The organism is Neisseria sp. (assembly GCF_030527965.1).
Classification (GTDB): domain Bacteria; phylum Pseudomonadota; class Gammaproteobacteria; order Burkholderiales; family Neisseriaceae; genus Neisseria.
The window spans coordinates 185,930-201,165 of sequence record NZ_JAUMZU010000001.1 but is presented as its reverse complement, the minus strand read 5'-3'; the positions used below and the strand labels follow the sequence as shown (position 1 = coordinate 201,165).

Sequence of the window (15,236 nt, the reverse complement as noted above, 5' to 3'; positions counted from 1 at the left end):
GCACAAGCCGCCAAACAATAGTTGCCAGCCGGTAAGTGCTAAAACGGGCAATTGTATTTTCCAATGTTGGTAAAGAAAGCCACCCGTCACCATAGAAACAGCACTTAACAACGCAGCGATAATGCCGACCGTATCGAATTGTGCTTGTGGTGAATAAACTAATAACGCGATGCCAAACACACCCAAACCGGCAGCCTGCCAAGTGCTTTTGGGAAACGATTGTTTACCTGCTAGCCAAGTTAAAGCCAGCACCATTAAAGTTTGTGTTGAATTTAAAATAGCTGCCAGACCGCCTGATAAGCGATATGCAGCAACAAACAACATTGCTTGGAAAAAACCGATATTAAGTGCGCCTAAAATAAACACTTTTGGCCAATCACGCTTACAAGGTAAGCGACGTTGCGAGTACCCGTATTAATGCTACGGTAAACGGACGGTCTGGCGGCAGAAACGCGACCGTTGCCAGATAAGTTGACCCCCAGATCAACATACAGATGCCTATCGCATGGCTATCTTCACAAAGTGCCAAAGCAAAATTCAAAAAAAAACACCGACTAAGGCGGTAAATACGACGCTGTTGCGTGATAATGAAAAGTCGTTTCTTGCCGATATATCAAGCCGGCGAAGGCCAGTGCACCAACAAATAGCTGCCAGAAACTCATGACAAAACTGTAAAGCGGTGCGAACACAATCATGAGGCTACCCAAACCAAAAAACACACAAACTAAAATTAAACCGCCGATGGCGAGACTATCATCGTGTGAGTATCGGAAAACCTAGAAAAGCCCCTAAGCTACATCACAAAAAAAATTGCACACAGCGGCAAAAAAAGATTCAGAGTTTCGCTAAATTCATCAGCAATGTTCCGCTAACAGCTAGTGCACCACCGAATAACAAACTAAAATCTAGCGCCTCACCCAGCCACAGAGCGGCAATTAAAATGCCTACAACAGGTACCAGCGCAATATAAGCGGAAGCAGTACCGACGCCAAGCGCATGCACCCCTGCAAAAAACCACAAATACGTCAGCGCAGTTGCACCCAAACCCATCGCGAGCAAACACAACCAAACTGAAATTGGTGCTTGCAAGGCAATCGTCCAAGCCTGTGTGCCTTCATAAAACAGCGCTGCTGCGAATAAAAACCATGCGCCGAAAAAAGCGGTAATAGTGGTTGTCAGTAGCGGACTTATATCCTTCAAAACCATACGACCGAGCAGCGTATAGCCCGTCCAGCACAGCACCGTACACAACAGTAAATACTCGCCTTTGCCGACACCGCCTGCAAATAACTGTATCGGATGACCGTGGGAAATGGCTATCAATGCACCAGTTACGGATAGCACCATCCCTAATAATACGCCAATATTCAATCGCTCCTTAAACAGCCATGCGGCGAGAAGCAAAGGCAACACCGGATTGAGTGCCGCCACCGTTACCGCCTTACCTGCCGGCACGGATTGCAAAGCCAGCATAAAAAAGATGGCATAGCCGAATACACCAAAAGCAGCTGACAGTGCCAGACTCAACCACTGCTTCGCTTTTAAGGCGACAAGTGGCGCCGCACCTTGACGTAACAACAGCCAACATAACAACGCTGAGGTTGCGATAAAAAAGCGGATAGAGGCAGCTGTTAATGGCGGTATGGCCTGTACAATAATACGCCCCCATGACCACGATGCTCCCTAAAAAAATGTCACGCCAATCATCTGCAAATGAATGCGCCAATGCTGTGTTTGCATAATGTATTAAACTCCTTACAATGGCTTGTTATGATGGTATATCTTTAGGTAACAATATCAATAAGATAATAACGGGCTATATCTTTATAAGATGGATGCATATGGGTACATTTCTACAATTTTTCCGCATATACACCAAACTTGTGAAACAGTATCAGCAGCCTAACTTGCAGCTACCGTTTAGCAGAATAGAGGATTGCTATGAAATGCTGATTTTCAGCCCGTATCTCAGCACCAAATGAAAACAGAACCTAAATATAACACCCGCTTTATTTTAGTTTCAAGATAAAATATAGATGCCGAAAATCAAACGGAGAAGATTAAATAAATGAATGAATCCAAAAAAGAAACTGATGCACTTGACGACATCGTCGCGCAATGGCAGAAAGAACTATCCGAAATAGATGCTGCACCAATGGCTGTATTTGGGCGGTTAAAACGCTGTGTATTATTGGGAGAACATCGTATAGAAAGCGTTTTTGAGCAATATGGGCTATGCCGCCCTGCCTTTGATGTATTGGCAACGCTGCGCCGTTCAGGCAGCCCTTATTGTTTGACTCCGACCGCATTGTTTAATTCGATGATGATTACCTCAGGCACTCTGACTACCCGGCTTCAACGAATGGAGGCGGAAGGGTTGATTTCTCGCTTACCAAACCCTAATGATGCACGCAGTATGTTGGTACAGCTCACAGACAGTGGTAAGGAATTGGTTGAGAAAGTCGTGTACCCGCATGTGGAAAATGAAAAACGAATTTTGTCCGCTTTGTCAGAAGATCAGCAACAGCAGTTAAACGAAGGATTAACCGCGCTGCTGAAGGTGTTGGAAACTCTGGATAAAGGTTGATTTAAAGGCCGTCTGAAAGCCTTTCTCAAGCAAACAACTTATGCTTTTTGTTTTAAAGCGATGGCTTTTTCCTTATTTTTGCGCATTTTGATGCCTAATAAACGCAGCACAATACGGCGTAAAAGAGAGGTTAATCCGTTGGCAGGCACAAAAAGCTGTGATTTTAGCGGTACGAGTAGTTGGTGTTTGTGTACAAACGGGCGCATGATTTTTTCCCATGTTGTCAACGCTGCGGGAATATCCGATTGTGCTGCCAAGGCCTTGCCCAGTTCGTAACCGCCTTTCATAGCTGCGGTTGCGCCCATGCCCGAATACAGTGTCAAACACCATGCGGCATCACCAAGTAAAACGATTCTGCCGTTGTGCCATTTGGGCATTTTAACCATATTAACGCTGTCGAACAGATAATCGCTGCTTTGTCTTAAATCGCTTAATGCTTCATTGATAATGCCGTCTTGCTCCATATCTTGATAAACCCGAAGCAATGTTTTGTCGGCAGGCTCAACGAATTGTGCATTAATATCGTCGGTGCGATAAGTAAAAAGGGCGGTGGGGCTGTGATCTTCCAACGGAAAGACCCATAGCGAACGTTTCTTCTGGCATATCATCACGCCATCTTGTTCGGCAAAGCCGTTAATGCCGTTTTGCAATTGGTATGCGCAAATCATCATACCTAAAGGTTGCATGAATTCTTCATGTGCGCCGAAAGCCAAACGTCTAACGGTTGAGCGCAGGCCGTCCGCGCCGATAACCAAATCAAATTCGGCTTCTAATTCTTGACCTTCGCGATTGAGCTTTGCCCATACTTGTTGGCCGCGATTCTCAAGTGCAACCGGGCTACAGTCAAACCATATCTCGATACCGTGTGTTTGTATGCCTTGCCATAATCCTTCTTCCGCGTCGCCACGCAAAAGCACGGCAGGGCGGGTCAGCTGATCGGCAAATCCAGCAACGCGTAAGCGGCTGCCGTCGGGCAGAATATCCCAGTTGGCAGAGCGTTTGGGCGTGCGGGTGGTAATGCCTGCCATGACGCCTAGCTTCTCCGCTGCTTCCCGTCCGGCAGGTTGGAGACCGATAAAATAACCGCCGGTACGACGCGATTTAGCACGTTCGATAATAATCGGCTGCCATCCTTGTTGTTTCAAAGCGATAGCCGCTGCCATGCCACCGATGCCTGCGCCAACAATCAATGCTGTTTTCATAGTTGAATACTCTCGTAATGAACCAATAGGCCGTCTGAAAACCTTATGCAGCCTATTGGTTAAGATAAATTGGTTTCTAATGAAGCGCAGTTTAGGAGATTAAATTGCAGAATAGTACGGACAACGGGAGATAGTGTTATACCTTTATGCCTACAAATTTGTAAAAGTGTAGGTATAATGGAACATATCAATTAAAAAATGTTACCGAGGCAGAGTCGATATGGCAAAGCATGATTTACGCGTACAAAAAACCCTGAAAGCCATTGAAAATGCCTTGATTCAGCTACTGGCAGAAAAAACTTATTTGGAAATCAGCGTGCAAGAATTGATAGAGCGCGCCATGATTAACCGAAAAACTTTTTACACTTATTATTCGGGAAAAGATGATTTGGTCGGGCAGCTTATTCAGAATTTTCTGTTGGAATATCAATCTTTAATCGACAAGCGGCAAGAAACTGCCAATCTGAAAGAGCTGTTGCAAAATGCAACGCCGTTTTTCTTTGAACGCAGACAATTGGTTTTGGCTTTGTGGAAGATTGAAACCAAGCGCCATCATCTTTATGCCGATATGCAACAGATGTTAAAACAAGGCTTTATCGAGCTGGCCAATCGACGCACCGGCATAGCAAAAGAGCGTGATTTTCAAGCAACTTTATTTGCCACTCTGGCGCTGAATAGTGCCAAATATTTTTTTGAACGCGGAGAAATCATGCCTGTTTCCAATACCTTTGTTGATTGGCATGAGATGTTGGAAATTGTTGAGCTGAAATAGAAAAATTAGCTCCACTATTGATCAGAATGGGCACAACCATTATGAAAATTCTTTATACCGATGATATTACTTCGCCGATTTATTCGGATGCCGTTGCTATTAGGAAAACTGTTTTTGTTGAAGAGCAGGGCGTGCCTTTGTCGTTGGAGATTGATGAAAATGAAGCGGTTTGCATTCATTTTGTGCTTTATGACGAGCATAATCAGGCTACTGCAACATGCCGCATATTGCCTGAACCGGGAAGAGAAAAAGTGATTTTACAGCGCATGGCTGTTTTAGAAGCGCATCGCGGCAGACAGTTGGGGAAAGTGCTTTTAGAAGCCGCCATTGATTTTGCCAAACAACAAAATTATCTGCTTATCGAGCTGCACGCCCAAATCAGCGCTCGCGGATTCTATGAAAAAATGGGCTTTGAACCATTTGGCGAAGTGTTTGAAGAGGCAGGCATTACGCATGTTCATATGAGAATGGCGTTATGATGATGTAAAAGCCTGTCTGAAAATATCAAGTTAGAACTTGAGGGGCTATCTTTCCAAATTTATTTCAAGTAAAACAAGGTGATTGATGTTCATGTCTCTTCCCAAAAAAAATTGCGCTTTTATAATTCTTCAACGGCAAAAGAATTCTATTATCGGATAATTTCGGATAAAAATAATTATTACATACTTAGATAAAGTTAATAGCTCAAATTAATATGTGTTAATTACCCATAATTGGTAATTTTTTAGCGATATTTCAGCATATTCTAGTAGCTGTTCTTATCCCACCATTGTCCTAAAAGTCAGGTTGATACGTGGCTGATTGATGCGAGTGCTTTTCATAACGGCGTGCTGCCAATAAGTTTGAGTTGTTCCTTTCATAACAATCAACTGCCCATGCTTAAGCCATAAATCTATTTTTTGTTTGTCTTTCTTATGTCGAAAAGCAAATTTGCGTGTTGCTCCAAAGCTCAAAGAAGCAATAACACCATTTTTAATTAAACATTTTTCATCATCACTATGCCAAGCCATGCCTTGGTTGCCATCTGTATATAAATTAAGCAGACAAGAGTTAAATAGAGTAGGGCTAATTGTTGCCAAATGCTGTTCAACAATCTGTTTCAATTCCAGTAAACTGTCTGTCCACGGTAATGCTGTACGCGTAGCGCCGGAATAGTGATAGTTGAAATTCTTTTCGCCATACCAAGCGACTTGTCGGGCTGTGGTAATCCTCTTCCCATATATAACAGCGGTGTCGTGTTGCCACGCGATCTGTTGCAATAGTTGTAGATAATATGCGTCGGATTTTTTACAATCAAAAATCACACCGTAATCATTTACCTCTCCATCATAAGGTAACAAGTTTGCCGTAGGCTGATTTGGTGTTTCAAATAAATCATCATTATTCATTTGCGTGTTTTTCCTGTTTGGCAAATTCTTGCGCTAACAAAATCATTTTTCGACTGCGTCCCCAACGATATTGGCCAATAATGCCGTTCTTTTTAATAACTCTATGGCATGGAATCAATATTGCAATCGGATTTTTTCCTACCGCACTGCCTACTGCACGAGCAGCATTGTGACAATCGATTTGCTCGGCAATTTCATCGTAGCTGCTTAATTGCCCTGAGGGGATGGAAAGCAAGGCTTGCCAGACTTTCAATTGAAATGGCGTACCCTTGATGTGTAAGGTTAGCCCTTGTGGTGTTTCATTAAAAAACGACATTGCTTGTTGCTGCAATATATGAAATTGTGCTAAAAATTGCGCTTGCGGATAAGTTGTCATCAATTCAGACAGGCTTTTTTGCTGGTCATCAACAAAGTGCATAAAGCAAATGCCTTTATCCGTGTTGGCAATTAACAATTCGCCTAACGGGCTGTTTAAAAAGGCATAGTAAATCGTTAGATTTACGCCGCCGTTTTTATATTCAAATGGCGTCATCCCTTCAATTTTTATAAATAAATCATGCAATCGTCCCGTGCCGCTCAAGCCTGTTGCCAATGCAGTTTGCATCAAACTTTTTGAGCTAGAAAGATACTGTTTAGCCATTTCTACATTAAGGTAAGACAGCATTTGTTTGGGGCTTAACCCTGTAAATTGAGTAAATACTTTTTGAAAATATGCAGGACTCAGATGAACTTGTTTTGCAATTTCTTCTAAACTTGGTTGGTAATGGGCGTTATCGTATAAATATTCGATTGCACTGCTCACGCGCGTATACTGTTTCGAAAGTTTTGATTCTGACATACCTTTCTCCTCAAAGTAACTAATCTAAATTGAGTATAAAGACCTTATGCGTCGAAATCGACCCGTTTCTTGTGAATTTGATGAATGACTGTTAATGACATTTAGTTATAAAGCTTTCGTTGTTACATTGTTTGCAAGTTCAAATTTGAATATTCTTGAGCCAAGGTAAATTTAGGCTTATTTTTGAAGAATTTTTATCGCAAGATTGTTTAGTATTATATTAATTAGGGGTAATTGTTAGCGACGTGCTAAAAACAGAGACAAGGCTTTTCTAATTTGTTTAACAAGGACAGAAATATGTTTATTATCGATATCCACTACACCGCCGAGTTGAGTGAAATTGAACGACATTTGGCTGCACACCGTGATTATCTGGATCATTATTATGCACAAGGCGCTTTTCTCTTTTCAGGCAGGAAAGAACCTCGTGAGGGTGGCGTGATTATTGCCAGGGCGGCCAACCGAATGGAAATTGAAAAAATCGTCAGCGAAGATCCGTTTTATCAGGCGAATATTGGAGAATATAGAATTACGGAATTTATTCCGACAAAAACTGCTAAGGAGTTGGCAAGTTTTGCGGATAAAGAAAAGCAATAGATCATTTATTTTAGGCAGAAAGCGGGAAAGCGTCATGAAACCGTGTCAGCTCTTTTGCTCATGCAGAACTAACAATCAGCAATTGCTTGCCAACCAGTGCTCCTTAGTCATGACATAAAGGCAGTGTTGCTCAAGCTCATGCCCGTTTTCTAGTTTGGGATGATTAAACTCCTCGCCGGTATTTTCCATGCCGGCTTTAATCATTACCCGCTGTGATGGCGTATTAACCTGTGCCGTAAAGGAATACACCGTATCCAGCGCCTGATCTTCAAAGGCAAACTGCAAGACCCGTCTTGCTGCTTCAGGCGCATAGCCCTTTCCCCAGTGAGCAGCTAGAATGCGCCAGACGATCTCTGTCAGAGGCGCATGAGAAATACCGCTGTCAGCAGCAGCTTGTGTGTGCAAGCCGCATATCCCGATAAATTCACCGCTAACTTTCAACTCCATCGCCCACACTCCCCAACTTCTTTCTGTTATCAGCGAACGCAACTTATCGGCTTGTTTATAGCTTTCCTGCATGGATAGCGTCTTGGGGAAGTAGCGCATTACCATCGGGTCTGCATTCAGTCGGGCATATGCAGGATAATCCTCATCCTTCCATTGTCGCAGGCGTAATCGTTTCGTTTCTAGCATCGATATGCACTCATAAATTTGTTAAGGGCAGATTAGCGTCGGAATGTTAACATTTTGCCGTCTCAGCCGGTGTATCATAATCTTTATAGCTATCAGTATAAATAATGTTATCAGACTTGGTTATACTCGCAGTAATAGATTTGATTTGGCGCTCTTTAACCATAAAGGGCATGAACCTTGTCGTTACGTTTTAATAAGCAAAATACAGCTGTTTCCAGCTACACTACGACTGTTTTTTCCTTTTCGAGTACCGCCCAAAATAACTTTCATTAAGTTCTATTTCCTTATCAAAAAATTCTGTGGTTTCTAATAATGTAGTCATTCTTTATTTATAAATTTCCTTAAAAATTTCAGTCAAAATATCAAATACAAAAAGCACCCGCTTGGGCGGTGTGGCTTGATAGGGGCGGTAGAGGTAAACCAACCAAGGTTGTGTGGCAAGATTAGGGAAAAGCGATATCAGTTCGCCATTTTCCAAATAGGTTTTAATAAAATTTTCAGGCAGCATTGCGACACATCTACCCGCAAGAACAACAGCAAGTTCACTGTCGGCGCTATTGGCGATGAAACGAAATTTTTGTGGATGTAACCGTTGTTGTTCTCCGATAAGCCAATCCCATGCTTTGCCTGTTTCACTGTTATAAAACCCACTTAAAGGGTAGTTTTCAGCTAAATCTTCTAAGTTCTTAGGTGTACCTAATCGTTCTAATAAGCCTGGCGCTGCAATAATACGTTCATAAACATAACCTAAGCGCCGCACAATTAGACGAGGATCTGGCTCTAAGCCAATACGGAGGCCGATATCAATTTTATCTTCAATAAAGTGTAATTTCGCAGTGTCAGTTTTCCAATCAATAATCAGCTCAGGATAAGGGCTGATTTTTTTCATTAAAGCGGCAAGAACATATTGATTTTCAGGCAGCGTTGGTAAGGTAATTCGAACAATGCCTGCCATCTCATCTTGATTGGGATGTTGGTTGAATAAATTTTCACTGTCTGCCAACAGCTTTTGTGCCTTGGGTATCAGTTGTTCGGCAAAGTCGGTGAGCTTAATATTGCGTGTATCACGCAGAAAAAGTTTTTCACCGAATTCATTTTCCAATTCGGCAATAATTCGAGTCACTACTTGAGGAGAAACAGACATTCTGACGGCAGTTTCTTTGAAATGTAAGGTTTCTGCTGAGGTTAGAAAATAACGTAATGCTTCTAGTTTATTCAGCATAATTTCTTCTCAAAGCTGTTTGAATATGATAGATGATACTTTATTATTCCTGAAATAGGAATACATATATCTATATTTATTCATTTTAAAGATATAAATCATTGCCTATAATGCATTCGTCAAAACAAATGAACGTAGTCAAGGAAATTCATGATGAAAAATATGCTCATTATCTCAGGTCATCCCAACCTTCAAAATTCCGTAGCAAACCAAATTATTTTGGAGGAACTTGCTAAAGCACTGCCTAATGCGGAGATTCGTAAGTTAGACGAGCTTTATCCCGACTTTCAAATTGATGTACAAGCCGAACAAAATGCTTTAGCGAATGCCGATGTGATTGTGTGGCAATTCCCTTTTCATTGGTATTCCTTGCCCGCATTGATGAAAAAATGGTTGGATGATGTGTTTGTACACGGCTTTGCGCATGGCTCAACAGCACAACTAAGTGGAAAAAAATTATTGTTGTCGTTTACAACAGGTGCTCCAAAAGCCTTGTATTCCCCTGATAACGTTATGTTGCATCATATTGAGGATTATTGTTCTGTATTTGAAAGTACGACGGCATTATGCGGATTAGATTATCAAGTGCCAATGTATATGAACGGTGTAAGTTATGTCGGTCGTGATGAGGCTAAAGTTGCGGAACAACAGCAACAAGCGCGTGAATATGCAGCAACAGTTATTGAGAAAATCCAGTCTTTACAATGAGTAGAATATTGTAATGGCACAGTTATGAGTGAAACTTCTTAAACCGCTATCTCAATCGTGTGATGGCAGAACGCCCAGAATATAACCTTATTTCATTACGGAATTTTTAGGAGTAAATAATGTATATTATTGATATTCAATAAATGTTGGAAAAATTGCATCAGAACAGGCAGATGAATTATTGAGTCAGCATAGGGCTTGGTTTGCAAAACGTTTTCAGGCAGGCAATTTTTTGTTATTAGGCCCTTACCTTGACAAAGATAATGCTGGTGTAATTATTGCTCAAGCTGAAAACCGTGAGCAGTTAGATAATATTTTGCAAGAAGATGTTTATTATCCACAGGGTTTAGCTACTTATCAGATTAGAGAGTTTAAAGCGAATATGCTAGCAGAAAATATTCATATATTTGTAGAAAAATAAAATTAGAAAAATTCTTTTGTTTTGTAAAGTTTAAGGAGCTATAAATGAAAACTTATCAAGAACAAGCTATTTTCCCATTGGCGATCTAAATATTGATTACAAAGATTTTTTTATTGGAGATTCGCATCTTGCCATGCTAGCAGCATCTCCAGATAAGCAAGTAAATGTAGCCAATATTACCTTCGAACCAGGTTGTCGTAATAATTGGCATTGTCACGAAAATGGCTACCAGATTCTGTTAGTTACAGCGGGAGAGGGCTTTTATCAAGAAGAAGGCCAGCCAGCCCAACGTTTGAAAGCGGGTGATGTTATCGTAATTCAAGAATCGGTTAAACATTGGCATGGTGCGACAAAAGATTCTTGGTTTACTCATATTGCCATTACTGCAGGTAATGCAAAATGGTTTGAAGGTGTGAGCCAGCAAGAATATGACGAAGCAAATTTAATTCATGCATAAGCAACGAGATGAAAATCAATAGGCGTTTGCGATCATAAAATTTCATAATATTAAACTGGAGGTAATATGAAATTAGCAGGCTCGAGTAGATTATTAAGTAGCACAGTTATTATGGCAACGTTGGCGATGGCTACATCAACATTTTCTCAAGATTTGGCTATAAAAGTGGAATCAAAACCCTCTATCACACAGAGTTGGAATAAAACTTTTAAGCAGAGCCATAAAGTTGAGCATAAAAAGGTGACTTTTAAAAATCGCTTTGGCATAGATATTGTTGCAGATATTTATTATCCAAAGAATGCTAAAGGTCGGTTACCAGCTTTGGTGTTAAGTGGTCCTTTTGGCGCGGTTAAAGAACAGGTTTCAGGAATGTATGCGCAAACAATGGCGGAGCGTGGTTATCTAACATTAGCATTTGATCCGTCATTTACTGGTGAAAGCGGTGGTGCGGTGCGTAATGTCGCATCTCCAGAGATCTTTACTGAAGATTTCAGTGCAGCGATAGATTATTTGGGATTACAGAATAATGTTGATCGTAATCGTATTGGTATTTTAGCCATATGCGGTTTGAGTGGAATGGGTATTACAGCAACTGCAACGGATACAAGGGTAAAAGCTGTGGTGGTTTCTGCAATGTATGATATGAGTCGCAGTATTACAAAAGGATATTTAGATTCTTATACGCCAGAACAACAAGAAAAAATCAAAGATTATTTAAGCAATCAACGTTGGGAAGATGCATCCAATAGACGCTTTGATATTGGTTTACATGAAATAATTTTTGATGAAAAAGGAAATCTTATTCCTGTAAAAACAGGATTACCTGATCAGTTGCCGGCTAATGCGAATCCTATTTTAAGTCGCTTTTGGGAATATTATAAGCAACCTAATCAAGGCTATCATAAGCGTTCAATTAATTCCACTAGCGCTTGGACTGCAACCACACCTGTTTCATTTTTTAACTTTAATTTAATCGACAATATCGAACGTTTGAAACAACCATTAATGTTAGTAACAGGAGAGAATGCGCACTCAAAATATTATTCAGAAGATGTTTATAAACTGGCAAAAAATGCACAAACGAAAACATTAGTTATTGTGCCAAATACTGATCATGTCGATTTGTATGACAACATGAAAAAAATTCCGTTTGCAACAATAGACAACTTCTTTAAAGCAAATTTGAAATAATTCAACCATCATTTAATTAGAATACCTAAATGAACAATATTCAAGATAAAGTAGTCATTATTACTGGCGCGTCAAGCGGGTTGAGCGAATCTATGGCTTGCCATCTGGCAGAAAAAGGTGCAAAAGTTGTTCTAGCCGCTCGTCGAGCAGAACGTTTAAATGCTTTAGTAGCTGAAATTATTACCGCCAAAGGAGGTAAAGCCTTGGTGGTGGTGGCTGATGTGGCGAAACAAGCAGAAGTGCAAAATATTGCTGATCAAGCGATAAAAGCATTTGGAAAAATTGATGTGTTGATCAATAACGCAGGTGTGATGCTCATGGCGCCGTTGGCAAAATTGCGTACCGATGAATGGGATACCATGATTGATGTGAACGTAAAAGGCGTGTTGTATGGCATTGCAGCTGTATTGCCGATATTACAAGCTCAAAAAAGCGGCCAGATTATTAATATCTCATCGGTGGCAGGGTTGCGTGTTTTAGCAGGTATTGGTTCGGTTTATAGTGGAACTAAATTTGCAGTAAAAGCCATTTCAGAAGGATTACGTCAAGAAGTCGCAGCAGACAATATTCGTGTGACGACGATTTATCCGGGAGCGGTGGATAGCGAATTGAAGCTACAAAGCACAGATAAAGAAAGTGCGGCTGGCATTCAAGCCTTTTATGAAGCGAATGGAATTCCTGCAGATAGTATTGCCCGGGCTGTCACGTATGCAATCGAACAACCTGATGATGTGGCTGTAAATGAGATTACCGTTCGCCCGACACGACAAGAGTTTTAATATATAGCAAACAGCTTAAAGTTATCTGCATATTTTGAATCTATCAATGGATAGGCTTGCTGAGCTATCCAAAATGACGGTGGGTTTATACAGCCAATGTTATGGGCAGCAATTCGCAATACCGCGCTATTTTCGAGCGCTCTGAGCTATTCGCCAATGTGAAATGCATGGTTATTAGCCCGATGATGGTTTCCATGAGCGCGATATTTGATGCGTTCAGCGAATTGCAAGGCGTACAACAATATCAGGAACTGATTGATCTTGAGCTTTTGAGAATGGGTGCATTTACCGCTGCCGAAATGACGCCGCAACTTTGGGCGCATAAAGTGACCATGCCTACTATGATTGTGCAGGTTTTGGACAATGTATGGACACGCAAAAAAAAACATTTGATATGCTAGGCACCAAAGAAAAAGAGCTATTCTTGATTGAGGGTACGCCCCGACGCTTTAAAGACGGCTACAATTAGTTTGGTCGTGAACCGGAAACTGTGTTGAATTTCTTGGCAAAATATATGAAATAGTTTTACTTGTTGAATAAAATACTAAAAGCCTTGTCTGCAAAATTTCAGACAAGGCTTTTAGATTGTCATAATATATTTTAAATATATTTTTCCAAGCTGGTTAGGAATTGCGTTCGCTTCTTTTGGCTAACTAAGTTGGCACGACCACAGTTAATCCAGCGACGTTTTTTTACCCCAATACTTTTAATGGTATGTCCAAGCATTGCTTTGCCAATTGTATTGCCACAAAAATATTTAAGATAAAAAGTTGGTGCGGTAGAAGTACTAATCACAATCGTTTCTTGAATGTTTGATAATAGTCCTTTCAGTGAACCTGAATTATTCTCAATATAAGCAAATGTTTTTAAAAATACTTTATCAAAAAAACCTTTTACGATAGCAGGGACATTCGCCCACCAAATAGGAAAAATAAAAATCAATCTATCGGTTTCTTTAAGTATTTTCTGATATTTTAATATCAAGGGGTCAAGCGTTTTACCTTGGTTAAATAAAGCGAGTTCTTCTTGGCTATATACGGGATTGAAACCATCAGTATATAAATTGATCAACTGGAACGGCTCATTTTGGACATTAAGTAATTCTTGTACTCGTTCCAAAATCGCATGATTAAAGCTTTTATCATAAGGATGAGCATAAATAATCGTTGTTGAAGCCATAAATTGGTATTACTCCTGTGGGATATTACTACGGAATAAGTTTATTGTAGCACTTTTTATGGCTTTCAAAAAATAAAAATTTTAGCATTGGGAATATCTTTCTCAATTTACAGATTTGAAAATTCATTTTCCTTTTGCTTACCTTACCTGCAAATAGGGAAACATGAATCATAATCAAAAAAGCCTATCTGAAAAATTCCAGACAGGCTTTTAAAATGCTTAACTTTAATTTGTTGTTAACCCGCCGTCTACGGATAATATGGTTCCGGTAATCCATTTGGCGGCATCCGAAGCGAGAAAGACGGCTGCTTCCCCAATATCCTTGATACTGCCGATGTGTTGTAGCGGATAGATGGTTTCTATCATTTTATGGAATGCTTGTTGTTTTTCTGCTGGCATCACGCTCAGATTATGTTTTAGCTGCGCAGTTTCCACGCTTCCCGGGGCGATGGCATTTACCCGCACGCCTGTATGGCCGATTTCAAAAGCCAATGCTTTGGTAAAAGAATCAAGTGCGCCTTTGGTTGCGGAATAAGCCGTATTTGTGCGCCCGGGAAACATCCTGTGAGAGAAATAGGATGAAATATTGATGACATTGCCCCGAGTGCTGATCAATTGCGGCAAAAGCTTTTGGGTAAGGAAATAGGGTGCTTTAATATTAAGATTGAAATGAGTGTCAAACAGATTTTCATCTGTATCGACGAAAGGAGTAAAGCGGCCAATGCCGGCGTTATTAACCAAGATATCAATCTGTGAACAAAGTGTGAGACACTTTTCGGCAACATTGTCTAGTAATGCGCTGTCTTGCAAATCGGCAGCAATGAGATGCACCTCCACCGGATAACGTGCCAATTTCTTACGAGCATCGGCCAGTTTGTTCTGATTACGCCCGATAAGCGTAACATTCGCGCCGTTTCGAGCAAATGCTTCGGCAATACCGAAACCAATGCCGTCGCTACCGCCGGTAATCACTGCGTTTTTATGAACCAATAAGTTTTCCATATTTCAATTTCCTTTTAAACGGTATCTTCCACCTACTTTTAAAAAATAATCAGCTACGCCGATTGAAATACAAGGTAAAAAGAGGCATGCGCATAGTTGTAGATATTTTTTACATGTTTTTTATTAGTTTACTGAGTCGGCAGTATATTTTGATTTAAAAACCAATAATAGCCGATATATTGGCAGTTATTGATAATTTATGCACAGAACCTGCGCCCGTTATTTATTCTTTTTATAAAGAGGAGCAGGCTATAAAGAGG

17 protein-coding genes and 2 pseudogenes are annotated in these 15,236 nt (G+C 40.6%); 10 read left to right on the top strand and 9 right to left on the bottom strand.

Annotated elements, in window-relative coordinates; all coding sequences use genetic code 11:
- Both Q4A84_RS01010 and Q4A84_RS10990 read right to left on the bottom strand, forming a co-directional pair.
- Positions 1-490: pseudogene (locus tag Q4A84_RS01010) on the bottom strand (DMT family transporter); the annotation flags it as partial.
- Between the two features lie 344 nt (positions 491-834).
- Positions 835-1,671: pseudogene (locus Q4A84_RS10990) on the bottom strand (DMT family transporter); the annotation flags it as partial.
- Between the two features lie 397 nt (positions 1,672-2,068).
- Here Q4A84_RS10990 and Q4A84_RS00995 point away from each other — a divergent pair.
- Entirely contained in the window at positions 2,069-2,587 is a 519-nt protein-coding gene (locus tag Q4A84_RS00995; protein ID WP_303087062.1) for a MarR family winged helix-turn-helix transcriptional regulator, read from the top strand.
- A gap of 38 nt (positions 2,588-2,625) precedes the next feature.
- On the opposite strand, the gene Q4A84_RS00990 is transcribed toward Q4A84_RS00995, so the two are convergent.
- On the bottom strand, positions 2,626-3,789 hold the full coding sequence (locus Q4A84_RS00990) for an FAD-dependent monooxygenase (protein ID WP_303087061.1): 1,164 nt from the start codon (positions 3,787-3,789) through the stop codon (positions 2,626-2,628).
- Between the two features lie 220 nt (positions 3,790-4,009).
- Between Q4A84_RS00990 and Q4A84_RS00985 the strand changes: the two genes are divergently transcribed.
- On the top strand, positions 4,010-4,561 hold the full coding sequence (locus tag Q4A84_RS00985) for a TetR/AcrR family transcriptional regulator (protein ID WP_303087060.1): 552 nt from the start codon (positions 4,010-4,012) through the stop codon (positions 4,559-4,561).
- A 41-nt stretch (positions 4,562-4,602) separates the two neighbouring features.
- Positions 4,603-5,040, top strand: a complete 438-nt coding sequence (locus Q4A84_RS00980; RefSeq protein ID WP_303087059.1) for a GNAT family N-acetyltransferase — start codon at positions 4,603-4,605, stop codon at positions 5,038-5,040.
- A gap of 279 nt (positions 5,041-5,319) precedes the next feature.
- On the opposite strand, the gene Q4A84_RS00975 is transcribed toward Q4A84_RS00980, so the two are convergent.
- Positions 5,320-5,949 (bottom strand): alpha-ketoglutarate-dependent dioxygenase AlkB, encoded by a 630-nt coding sequence (locus Q4A84_RS00975; RefSeq protein ID WP_303087058.1) that lies wholly within the window; start codon positions 5,947-5,949, stop codon positions 5,320-5,322.
- Positions 5,942-6,787 carry a methylated-DNA--[protein]-cysteine S-methyltransferase gene (locus tag Q4A84_RS00970; protein ID WP_303087057.1) on the bottom strand — a complete coding sequence of 282 codons (846 nt, stop codon included), beginning with the start codon at positions 6,785-6,787 and terminating at the stop codon, positions 5,942-5,944. The genes Q4A84_RS00975 and Q4A84_RS00970 overlap by 8 nt, the downstream gene beginning before the upstream one ends.
- A gap of 297 nt (positions 6,788-7,084) precedes the next feature.
- Here Q4A84_RS00970 and Q4A84_RS00965 point away from each other — a divergent pair, with 297 nt between their 5' ends.
- On the top strand, positions 7,085-7,384 hold the full coding sequence (locus Q4A84_RS00965) for a YciI family protein (protein ID WP_303087056.1): 300 nt from the start codon (positions 7,085-7,087) through the stop codon (positions 7,382-7,384).
- Between the two features lie 75 nt (positions 7,385-7,459).
- On the opposite strand, the gene Q4A84_RS00960 is transcribed toward Q4A84_RS00965, so the two are convergent.
- Together Q4A84_RS00960 and Q4A84_RS00955 are read right to left on the bottom strand one after the other, a co-directional pair.
- Entirely contained in the window at positions 7,460-8,017 is a 558-nt protein-coding gene (locus Q4A84_RS00960; RefSeq protein ID WP_303087055.1) for a GNAT family N-acetyltransferase, read from the bottom strand.
- 325 nt (positions 8,018-8,342) lie between these two features.
- A complete protein-coding gene (locus Q4A84_RS00955) occupies positions 8,343-9,239 on the bottom strand; it encodes a LysR family transcriptional regulator (RefSeq protein WP_303087054.1) in 897 nt (298 codons plus the stop codon).
- Positions 9,240-9,389: 150 nt separating this feature from the next.
- Here Q4A84_RS00955 and Q4A84_RS00950 point away from each other — a divergent pair, with 150 nt between their 5' ends.
- The 6 genes from Q4A84_RS00950 (at position 9,390) to Q4A84_RS00925 (ending at position 13,196) form a co-directional block, all read left to right on the top strand.
- Positions 9,390-9,947, top strand: coding sequence for an NAD(P)H-dependent oxidoreductase (locus tag Q4A84_RS00950; protein ID WP_303087053.1), 558 nt, complete (start codon positions 9,390-9,392; stop codon positions 9,945-9,947).
- Between the two features lie 139 nt (positions 9,948-10,086).
- Positions 10,087-10,368: a YciI family protein gene (locus tag Q4A84_RS00945; RefSeq protein ID WP_368389546.1), complete on the top strand. Its 282-nt coding sequence runs from the start codon at positions 10,087-10,089 to the stop codon at positions 10,366-10,368.
- A 133-nt stretch (positions 10,369-10,501) separates the two neighbouring features.
- Positions 10,502-10,825, top strand: a complete 324-nt coding sequence (locus tag Q4A84_RS00940) for a cupin domain-containing protein (protein ID WP_303087052.1) — start codon at positions 10,502-10,504, stop codon at positions 10,823-10,825.
- A 66-nt stretch (positions 10,826-10,891) separates the two neighbouring features.
- Positions 10,892-12,016 carry an alpha/beta hydrolase gene (locus tag Q4A84_RS00935; RefSeq protein ID WP_303087051.1) on the top strand — a complete coding sequence of 375 codons (1,125 nt, stop codon included), beginning with the start codon at positions 10,892-10,894 and terminating at the stop codon, positions 12,014-12,016.
- A gap of 29 nt (positions 12,017-12,045) precedes the next feature.
- Positions 12,046-12,795: an SDR family oxidoreductase gene (locus Q4A84_RS00930; RefSeq protein WP_303087050.1), complete on the top strand. Its 750-nt coding sequence runs from the start codon at positions 12,046-12,048 to the stop codon at positions 12,793-12,795.
- Positions 12,796-12,896: 101 nt separating this feature from the next.
- Positions 12,897-13,196: a hypothetical protein gene (locus Q4A84_RS00925; protein ID WP_303087049.1), complete on the top strand. Its 300-nt coding sequence runs from the start codon at positions 12,897-12,899 to the stop codon at positions 13,194-13,196.
- A 199-nt stretch (positions 13,197-13,395) separates the two neighbouring features.
- Here Q4A84_RS00925 and Q4A84_RS00920 read toward each other — a convergent pair whose 3' ends face one another.
- The gene (locus tag Q4A84_RS00920) at positions 13,396-13,974 is read right to left on the bottom strand and encodes an NAD(P)H-dependent oxidoreductase (RefSeq protein WP_303087048.1); all 579 of its coding nucleotides are present in this window, start codon (positions 13,972-13,974) and stop codon (positions 13,396-13,398) included.
- Between the two features lie 225 nt (positions 13,975-14,199).
- The gene (locus Q4A84_RS00915) at positions 14,200-14,976 is read right to left on the bottom strand and encodes an SDR family NAD(P)-dependent oxidoreductase (protein WP_303087047.1); all 777 of its coding nucleotides are present in this window, start codon (positions 14,974-14,976) and stop codon (positions 14,200-14,202) included.
- Positions 14,977-15,236: the final 260 nt, after the last annotated feature.

Bases quoted from the DNA above. Each gene is read 5' to 3' on its own strand.
- Q4A84_RS00995 (WP_303087062.1), top strand. From the start codon at position 2,069: ATGAATGAATCCAAAAAAGAAACTGATGCACTTGACGACATCGTCGCG.
- Q4A84_RS00990 (WP_303087061.1), bottom strand. From the start codon at position 3,789: ATGAAAACAGCATTGATTGTTGGCGCAGGCATCGGTGGCATGGCAGCG.
- Q4A84_RS00985 (WP_303087060.1), top strand. From the start codon at position 4,010: ATGGCAAAGCATGATTTACGCGTACAAAAAACCCTGAAAGCCATTGAA.
- Q4A84_RS00980 (WP_303087059.1), top strand. From the start codon at position 4,603: ATGAAAATTCTTTATACCGATGATATTACTTCGCCGATTTATTCGGAT.
- Q4A84_RS00975 (WP_303087058.1), bottom strand. From the start codon at position 5,949: ATGAATAATGATGATTTATTTGAAACACCAAATCAGCCTACGGCAAAC.
- Q4A84_RS00970 (WP_303087057.1), bottom strand. From the start codon at position 6,787: ATGTCAGAATCAAAACTTTCGAAACAGTATACGCGCGTGAGCAGTGCA.
- Q4A84_RS00965 (WP_303087056.1), top strand. From the start codon at position 7,085: ATGTTTATTATCGATATCCACTACACCGCCGAGTTGAGTGAAATTGAA.
- Q4A84_RS00960 (WP_303087055.1), bottom strand. From the start codon at position 8,017: ATGCTAGAAACGAAACGATTACGCCTGCGACAATGGAAGGATGAGGAT.
- Q4A84_RS00955 (WP_303087054.1), bottom strand. From the start codon at position 9,239: ATGCTGAATAAACTAGAAGCATTACGTTATTTTCTAACCTCAGCAGAA.
- Q4A84_RS00950 (WP_303087053.1), top strand. From the start codon at position 9,390: ATGATGAAAAATATGCTCATTATCTCAGGTCATCCCAACCTTCAAAAT.
- Q4A84_RS00940 (WP_303087052.1), top strand. From the start codon at position 10,502: ATGCTAGCAGCATCTCCAGATAAGCAAGTAAATGTAGCCAATATTACC.
- Q4A84_RS00935 (WP_303087051.1), top strand. From the start codon at position 10,892: ATGAAATTAGCAGGCTCGAGTAGATTATTAAGTAGCACAGTTATTATG.
- Q4A84_RS00930 (WP_303087050.1), top strand. From the start codon at position 12,046: ATGAACAATATTCAAGATAAAGTAGTCATTATTACTGGCGCGTCAAGC.
- Q4A84_RS00925 (WP_303087049.1), top strand. From the start codon at position 12,897: ATGGGCAGCAATTCGCAATACCGCGCTATTTTCGAGCGCTCTGAGCTA.
- Q4A84_RS00920 (WP_303087048.1), bottom strand. From the start codon at position 13,974: ATGGCTTCAACAACGATTATTTATGCTCATCCTTATGATAAAAGCTTT.
- Q4A84_RS00915 (WP_303087047.1), bottom strand. From the start codon at position 14,976: ATGGAAAACTTATTGGTTCATAAAAACGCAGTGATTACCGGCGGTAGC.